At 65.1% G+C, this 7,431-nt stretch carries 6 protein-coding genes; 4 read left to right on the forward strand and 2 right to left on the reverse strand.

The annotated features are described in order from the left end of the window. Positions 1-304: 2-dehydropantoate 2-reductase N-terminal domain-containing protein (locus ACXJL8_RS28170; RefSeq protein ID WP_456685968.1), on the reverse strand; the 304-nt coding region annotated here is incomplete at its 3' end. Between the two features lie 193 nt (positions 305-497). On the opposite strand from ACXJL8_RS28170, the gene ACXJL8_RS28175 reads away from it, so the two are divergent. The 3 genes from ACXJL8_RS28175 to ACXJL8_RS28185 all read left to right on the forward strand — a co-directional run bounded on the left by ACXJL8_RS28175 (position 498) and on the right by ACXJL8_RS28185 (position 5,721). Then, positions 498-1,565: an acyltransferase family protein gene (locus tag ACXJL8_RS28175; RefSeq protein WP_456619423.1), complete on the forward strand. Its 1,068-nt coding sequence runs from the start codon at positions 498-500 to the stop codon at positions 1,563-1,565. Between the two features lie 221 nt (positions 1,566-1,786). Then, a complete protein-coding gene (polA, locus tag ACXJL8_RS28180) occupies positions 1,787-4,834 on the forward strand; it encodes a DNA polymerase I (RefSeq protein ID WP_456685969.1) in 3,048 nt (1,015 codons plus the stop codon). Positions 4,835-5,085: 251 nt separating this feature from the next. Beyond that, the gene (locus tag ACXJL8_RS28185; RefSeq protein WP_456619421.1) at positions 5,086-5,721 is read left to right on the forward strand and encodes a LysE family translocator; all 636 of its coding nucleotides are present in this window, start codon (positions 5,086-5,088) and stop codon (positions 5,719-5,721) included. A gap of 138 nt (positions 5,722-5,859) precedes the next feature. On the opposite strand, the gene ACXJL8_RS28190 is transcribed toward ACXJL8_RS28185, so the two are convergent. Then, positions 5,860-6,486: a glutathione S-transferase family protein gene (locus ACXJL8_RS28190; protein ID WP_456619420.1), complete on the reverse strand. Its 627-nt coding sequence runs from the start codon at positions 6,484-6,486 to the stop codon at positions 5,860-5,862. Between the two features lie 195 nt (positions 6,487-6,681). Between ACXJL8_RS28190 and pyrE the strand changes: the two genes are divergently transcribed. Beyond that, positions 6,682-7,245: an orotate phosphoribosyltransferase gene (pyrE, locus tag ACXJL8_RS28195; RefSeq protein ID WP_456619419.1), complete on the forward strand. Its 564-nt coding sequence runs from the start codon at positions 6,682-6,684 to the stop codon at positions 7,243-7,245. The last annotated feature ends 186 nt before the right edge of the window (positions 7,246-7,431 follow it).

Below are 7,431 nucleotides of genomic sequence, written 5' to 3' on the forward strand. Positions count from 1 at the left end.
CCCCGGCGCGACGGCGTGCCGACCGCGATGAACCCCGGCGCGACGGCGTGCCGACCGCGATGAACACGGCATCGGCATCGGCCACCGGCTTCGACAGGTCGGTGGTGAAGTCGAGCCGCTTGGCCTTGACGTTGGTTGCGACCAATTCGTCGAGGCCGGGCTCGTAGATCGGGATCTCGCCGCGATGGAGTGCCGCGATCTTCTTCTCGTCCTTGTCAACGCAGGTGACGTCGTGACCGAAATCCGCAAAGCAGGCTCCGGAGACCAGTCCCACATAGCCCGTGCCGATCATCGCGATTCGCATGAAAAACCCTGTTCTGGCTTGGTTAACGAAACCCCAATGCGGGGCGGTTTAGCATTTTCCTGAGCTGAGGGAACAGTCCGCAGGCAAAAACCGGCACGCGAATTGTACCGGCAAAGAAATCGTAAACCGCAAGGCCCCACACTGCCCCGCGCCCGGACAGAGCCGGGCGGAACACGCCTCGAAAAGGGACACCATGGCAGCAATCGGCACAATCGCCGCGAGCGGGGGACGCAAGGTCCCGGCTGCCGCGCGTGTCGACTGGATCGACTACGCCAAGGGCATCTGCATCATCATGGTGGTGATGATGCATTCGGTGCTGGGGGTCGAGCTCGCCGCCGGCGAGACCGGTTTCATGCATGTCGCGGTGGCCTTCGCAAAACCGTTCCGGATGCCGGATTTCTTCCTGATTTCGGGCCTGTTCCTGCCCCTTGTGATCGACCGCGACTGGCGAACCTATCTCGACCGCAAGGTGGTGCATTTCGCCTATTTCTATGTCGTCTGGGTGACAATCCAGTTCGGCTTCAAGGCGCCCGCCTTCGCGGCGGAGACGAGCTGGCGCGACGCCGGCCTGCTGTATCTCGAATCCTTCATCGAGCCGTTCGGCACGCTCTGGTTCATTTACCTGCTGCCGATCTTCTTCGTCGTCACAAAACTGACACGGCCGATCCCGCCGCTCGCGATCTGGCTCGTCGCCGCGGCGCTGGAGACGGCGCACATCACAACCGGTTGGACCGCGATCGACGAGTTCTGCGCGCGCTTCGTCTATTTCTACTCGGGCTATCTGTTCGCGCCTTACGTGTTCGCGCTGTCGGATCGCGCGCGCAATCACCCCACACTTGCGCTCGCGGCCCTTGCAGCGTGGGCACTGATCAATGCAGGCGTCGTCGCGCTCGGCGCGAGCGAATGGAAGATCGTGTCGCTCGTGCTCGGCTTCGCCGGCGCCTGCGCCATCATCACAATGGGCACGCTGCTCGCGCGGGCCCATTGGCTGAATGTCCTGGGCTTCTGCGGCGAGCATTCGATCGTGATCTACCTCGCCTTCTTCCTGCCGATGGCGGCGACACGAACGCTGCTGCTGCGCACCGGCATCATTCCCGATATCGGCACGGTGTCGCTGATCGTCACCATTGTGGGGGTGGTCGGATCGCTCGCGATCTGGCAGGCCGCGCTGCGGCTCAATGCGCACTTCCTGTTCGAGCGGCCGGATGCGTTCTGGATCGCGCCGAAGAAGGCGGGCGCGGTGTTGCAGGCGGCGGAGTAATCCGTCGTCCCGGCGAAGGCCGGGACCCATACCGCGTGATTTATCGATGGATCGCAGGTCTTTGTACAGCGGCACGATCGCTTAACCACCAGTCTTCGCCAAACTACGCCCGGTGGTTATGGGTCCCGGCCTTCGCCGGGACGACGATGAGGTGTGGGAATCGCCCCAAAAAGCCACTGTCGAAGGCTGTCAAAGCCCGCAAAAATTCATACATTGCGGCCATGCCCAAAACCTCCCCGACGACCGCCGCCAAAGCCGACGCCAAATCCGCTGCTGACAAGCCTGCTGCCAAACCAGTCGCGGCGAAGGCGGCCGGCAAGGGCGACCACATCTTCCTGGTCGACGGTTCCGGCTWCATCTTCCGCGCCTATCACGCGCTGCCGCCGCTGAACCGCAAGTCGGATGGGTTGCAGGTCAATGCGGTGCTCGGCTTCTGCAACATGCTGTGGAAGCTCTTGCGCGACATGCCCGCCGACAACCGGCCGACGCATCTGGCCATCGTCTTCGACAAGTCGGAGGTCACGTTCCGCAACAAGATCTACCCCGAGTACAAGGCGCACCGGCCGCCGGCGCCGGACGACCTGATCCCGCAATTTTCGCTGATCCGCGAAGCCGTGCGCGCCTTCGACCTGCCCTGCCTGGAACAGGGCGGCTTCGAGGCCGACGATCTGATCGCGACCTATGCGCGGCAGGCCAGCGACCGCGGCGCCCACACGACCATCGTGTCCTCCGACAAGGATCTGATGCAGCTCGTGAACGACAAGATCACGATGTACGACACCATGAAGGATCGCCGCATCGGYATCCCCGAGGTGATCGAGAAATTCGGCGTGCCGCCGGAGAAGGTGGTCGAGGTGCAGGCGCTGGCCGGTGATTCCACCGACAACGTGCCGGGCGTGCCGGGCATCGGCATCAAGACCGCGGCGCAGCTGATCGTCGAATATGGCGACCTCGAGCAATTGCTGTTCCGCGCCACCGAGATCAAGCAGCCGAAGCGGCGCGAGGCGCTGATCGAGAACGCCGAGAAGGCGCGGATCTCGCGCAAGCTGGTGCTGCTCGACGACAAGGTCGAGCTGGACGTGCCGCTCGACGACCTCGCCGTCCACGAGCCCGATGCGCGCAAGCTGATCGCCTTCCTGAAGGCGATGGAGTTTTCCACGCTGACCCGCCGCGTCGCCGACTATTCGCAGATCGATCCCGCCAATGTCGACGCCGACGTGGCCAACAGCAGCGAGGCACGCGGCAAAACCGGCGACGGCGCGGCCAGGGCGACATCGTCCGAGACGTCCGGCGATCTCTTTGCCGCTCCTGCAGTCACCGCCAAGGGCGGCGACAAGGGTGACAAGTCGGCCAGCCTCAAGGGCGCGCCGATCTCGCTCGCCGCCGCGCGTGAAGAGGCTTTGCGAAAGCTTCCGGTCGACCGCGGCAAGTACCAGGCGATCAAGACGCTCGCCGAGCTCAATGCCTTCATCGCACGCATCCATGACGCCGGCCAGGTCGCGATCGAGATCCGCGCCAACTCCATCGACCCGATGCAGGCCGATCTCTGCGGCATCGCGCTGGCGCTGGCGCCGAACGACGCCTGCTACGTGCCGCTGGCGCACAAGCAGTCCGGCGGCGGCGCCGGCCTGTTCGACGCCGGCCTCGCGCCCGATCAGGTCAAGCACGCCGAGGCCATCGATGCGCTGCGACCGGTGCTGGAATCGGCCGGCATCCTCAAGATCGGCTTCGACGTCAAGTTCACCGCCGTCATGCTGGCGCAGCACGGCATCACGCTGCGCAACACCGACGATGCCAAATTGATCTCCTATGTGCTCGACGCCGGGCGGGGTTCGAACGAACTTGACTCGCTCGCAGAGCGCTGGTTCGGGCACGCCGTGCTGAAGGAGAGCGAGCTGCTCGGCAGCGGCAAGGGCAAGATCACCTTCGACCAGGTGCCGATCGAGAAGGCCGCGCCGCTGTCGGCCGAAGGCGCCGACATGACCTTGCGGGTGTGGCGCGTGCTGAAGCCGCGGCTCGTCGCCGAGCACATGACCGCCGTGTACGAGACGCTGGAGCGGCCGCTGGTCGCGGTGCTCGCGCGCATGGAGCGGCGCGGCATCTCGATCGACCGCCAGGTGCTGTCGCGCCTGTCCGGCGACTTCGCCCAGACCGCCGCGCGCGTCGAGGCCGAGATCCAGGAGATCGCGGGCGAGCCGGTCAATGTCGGCAGCCCCAAGCAGATCGGCGACATTCTGTTCGGCAAGATGGGATTGTCGGGCGGCACCAAGACCAAGACCGGCGCGTGGTCGACCACCGCGCAGGTGCTGGACGACCTCGCCGAGCAGGGCCACGACTTCCCGAAGAAGATTCTGGAGTGGCGCCAGGTCTCCAAGCTGAAATCGACCTACACCGACGCGCTGCCGACCTACGTCAACCCGCAGACCCATCGCGTCCACACCACCTACGCGCTGGCCGCGACCACGACGGGCCGGCTGTCGTCGAACGAGCCGAATTTGCAGAACATTCCGGTGCGCACCGAGGACGGCCGCAAGATCCGTCGCGCGTTCATCGCGACACCGGGGCACAAGCTGGTTTCCGCCGACTATTCGCAGATCGAGCYCCGATTGCTCGCCGAAATCGCCGACATTCCGGTGCTGAAGCAGGCGTTCAAGGACGGGCTCGATATTCACGCGATGACGGCTTCGGAAATGTTCGGCGTGCCGATCGAGGGCATGCCGAGCGAGATCCGCCGCCGCGCCAAGGCGATCAATTTCGGCATCATCTACGGCATCTCGGCGTTTGGGCTGGCCAACCAGCTCGGCATCGCCCGCGAAGAGGCGTCCGCCTACATCAAGAAATATTTCGAGCGCTTCCCCGGCATCCGCGCCTACATGGACGAGACCCGTGATTTCTGCCGGAGCCACGGCTATGTCACGACCCTGTTCGGCCGCAAGTGCCACTATCCCGACATCAAGGCTTCGAACGCCTCGGTGCGCGCCTTCAACGAGCGCGCCGCCATCAACGCCCGGCTTCAGGGCACCGCGGCCGACATCATCCGCCGCGCCATGACGCGGGTGGAGGATGCGCTGGCCGAGAAAAAACTGTCGGCGCAGATGCTGCTTCAGGTGCACGACGAACTGATCTTCGAGGTGCCGGACGCCGAGGTCGCGGCAACGCTTCCCGTCGTTCAGCACGTGATGCAGGACGCCCCGTTCCCCGCCGTGCTCTTGTCAGTGCCGCTGCACGTTGACGCGCGCGCGGCGACGAACTGGGACGAGGCGCATTGACGCTGCCTCTTCACCTCTCCCCGCTTGCGGGGAGAGGTCGGATTGCGAAGCAATCCGGTGAGGGGGTACCGGTCCCTCGACGATCTCACGTGTGGAGAGAGGCCCCTCACCCCAACCCTCTCCCCGCAAGAGCGGGGCGAGGGAGCGCACCGCGTTCGCCGCACCATATCGAATTGTCCTCCGTGCAATTGCGCGATGGCACCGCGATCCCACGCATATTAGAACCGAGCGATCCCCGCACCGGTTCGCCCATGCCTCACACATCAGCCCTGCTCGGCTTTGCCCTCGTCTCCTTCGGCCTCGTGCTCACGCCCGGGCCGAACATGATCTACCTGATCTCGCGCTCGATCACGCAGGGACCGGCCGCCGGCATCGTCTCGCTCGGCGGCGTCGCGCTCGGCTTCGTGTTCTACATGCTGTGTGCCGCGTTCGGCATCACGGCGCTGCTGCTCGCCATTCCCTTTGCCTATGACGCGCTGCGTTTTGCCGGCGCGGGCTACCTGTTGTGGCTCGCCTGGCAGGCGGTGAAGCCGGGCGGCCGCTCGCCGTTCCAGGTGAAGCAGCTCGCGATCGACAGCCCGCGCAAATTGTTCGCGATGGGCTTCGTCACCAATCTGCTCAATCCGAAGATCGCGATGCTCTATCTCGCATTGCTGCCGCAGTTCATCGACCCCACCGCCGGCAGCGTGCTGGCGCAGTCGGTGGTGCTGGGCGCGATCCAGATCGCGATCAGCGTCAGCGTCAATGCCATGATCGCGCTCGCCGCAGGCTCGATCGCGCTGTTCCTGGCCAGCCGCCCGAGCTGGATGCTGGTGCAGCGCTGGCTGATGGGCACGGTGCTCGCCGGGCTTGCGGTCAGGATGGCGGTGGAAGCGCGGAAGGTGTGAGGCACACTGTCATGCCCCGGCTTGACCGGGGCATCCAGTACGCCGCGGCCTCTCGGCTCAATCACCGCCGCCTCTGGAATACTGGATCGCCCGCCCCAGTGCGCAACTGCGCACAAGGCGGGCGATGACACCGCCCAATCAATCCAGCTTCGCGTCCATGCCCCGCTTCACCGCCGGGCGCGCCATCAGGGCCTCGTACCAGCGCTTGACGTTGGGGAAATCGGCCAGCTCTACCTTGTGGCGAGGATGGCGCCAGGCCCAACCGAGAATGGCGAAATCGGCCACCGAGAGATCGCCGGCGACGAAGTCGCGGCCCTCTAACCGGCGGTCCAGCACGCCGTAGAGCCGGCGCGTCTCCGCCATGAAGCGCTTCAGGCCGTAGGCGCGGTCCTGCTCGTTCTCGAGCGCGATGAAATGGTGCACCTGGCCCGGCATGGGCCCGAAGCCGCCCATCTGCCACATCAGCCATTCGTAGACGGGGATGCGCCCGGCCAGCGATTTCGGCAGGAATTTGCCGGTCTTTTCGCCGAGATAGAGCAGGATCGCGCCGGATTCGAAGATGCTGACGGGCTTGCCGTCCGGGCCTTCGGGATCCAGGATCGCGGGGATCTTGTTGTTGGGGCTGAGCTTGAGGAACTCCGGCGCCATCTGCTCGCCCTTGGTGATGTTCACCGGGATCACCTTGTAGGGCAGCCCCATTTCCTCCAGCGCGACCGAGATCTTGCGGCCGTTCGGCGTGTTCCAGGTGTGCAGCTCGATGGTCATGCCTTGCTTCCTTGCCCGTTTTCTTGCCCAACAGATGTGCCGCCTCACCTACTCCAGAAGGTTGCACCCCTACAACCGGCGGACCGGGATGGCCGACCGTCGGGCGATCCCTGTTGACTGGACCCGTCCCCTCTGGAATGTCCCGGCCGTGGGGGATAAATTCCGCCTCCTCCAAAAACGCTCCGAGGGACCGCCGTGTCGAAATCAGCCTCCCGCGCCCGCCTGTTCGAAATCATCCGCCGGCGCTCCTTCGGCCGCGGCGACGTGACGCTCGCTTCAGGCCGCAAGAGCGATTTCTATTTCAACCTCAAGCCGACCATGCTCGACCCGGAGGGCGCGACGCTGCTCGCCGAACTCACCTATGAGACGCTGAAGGACGACAAGCTCGACTTCATCGGCGGGCTCGAGATGGGTGCGGTGCCGCTGGCCGGCGCGCTGGCGCAGATCTCCTGGATCAAGGGCCATCCGATCGCGGCGTTCTTCGTGCGCAAGAAGCCGAAGGAGCACGGCGCGAAGCTCGCGATCGAAGGCCTGCCCAAGGGCGAGACTCTCGAAGGCAAGCGCGTGGTGATCGTCGAGGACGTCACCACCACCGGCGGTTCGGCGATGAAGGCGGTGGAATCCGTGCGCGAGACCGGCGCCGATGTGGTGCTGGTGCTGACCATGGTCGACCGCGAGGAAGGCGCCACCGATACGTTCGGTGCGGCCGGCCTGCCATTCCGCTCGCTGTACAAGGCGTCGGAATTCTTGAAGGCGTGACGGCTCTTCTCCCTCTCCCCGTTCTTACGGGGAGCGGGTTGGGGTGAGGGGCCTCTATCCACACGTGAGATCGAGGAGGGACCTGTACCCCCTCACCCGGATCGCAAGAGCGATCCGACCTCTCCCCGCAAGCGGGGAGAGGGAAGCACCCCCCCTCAACCGCTCATTTACCATCACCCCTTATGG

This window comes from Bradyrhizobium sp. P5_C11_2, assembly GCF_054049755.1.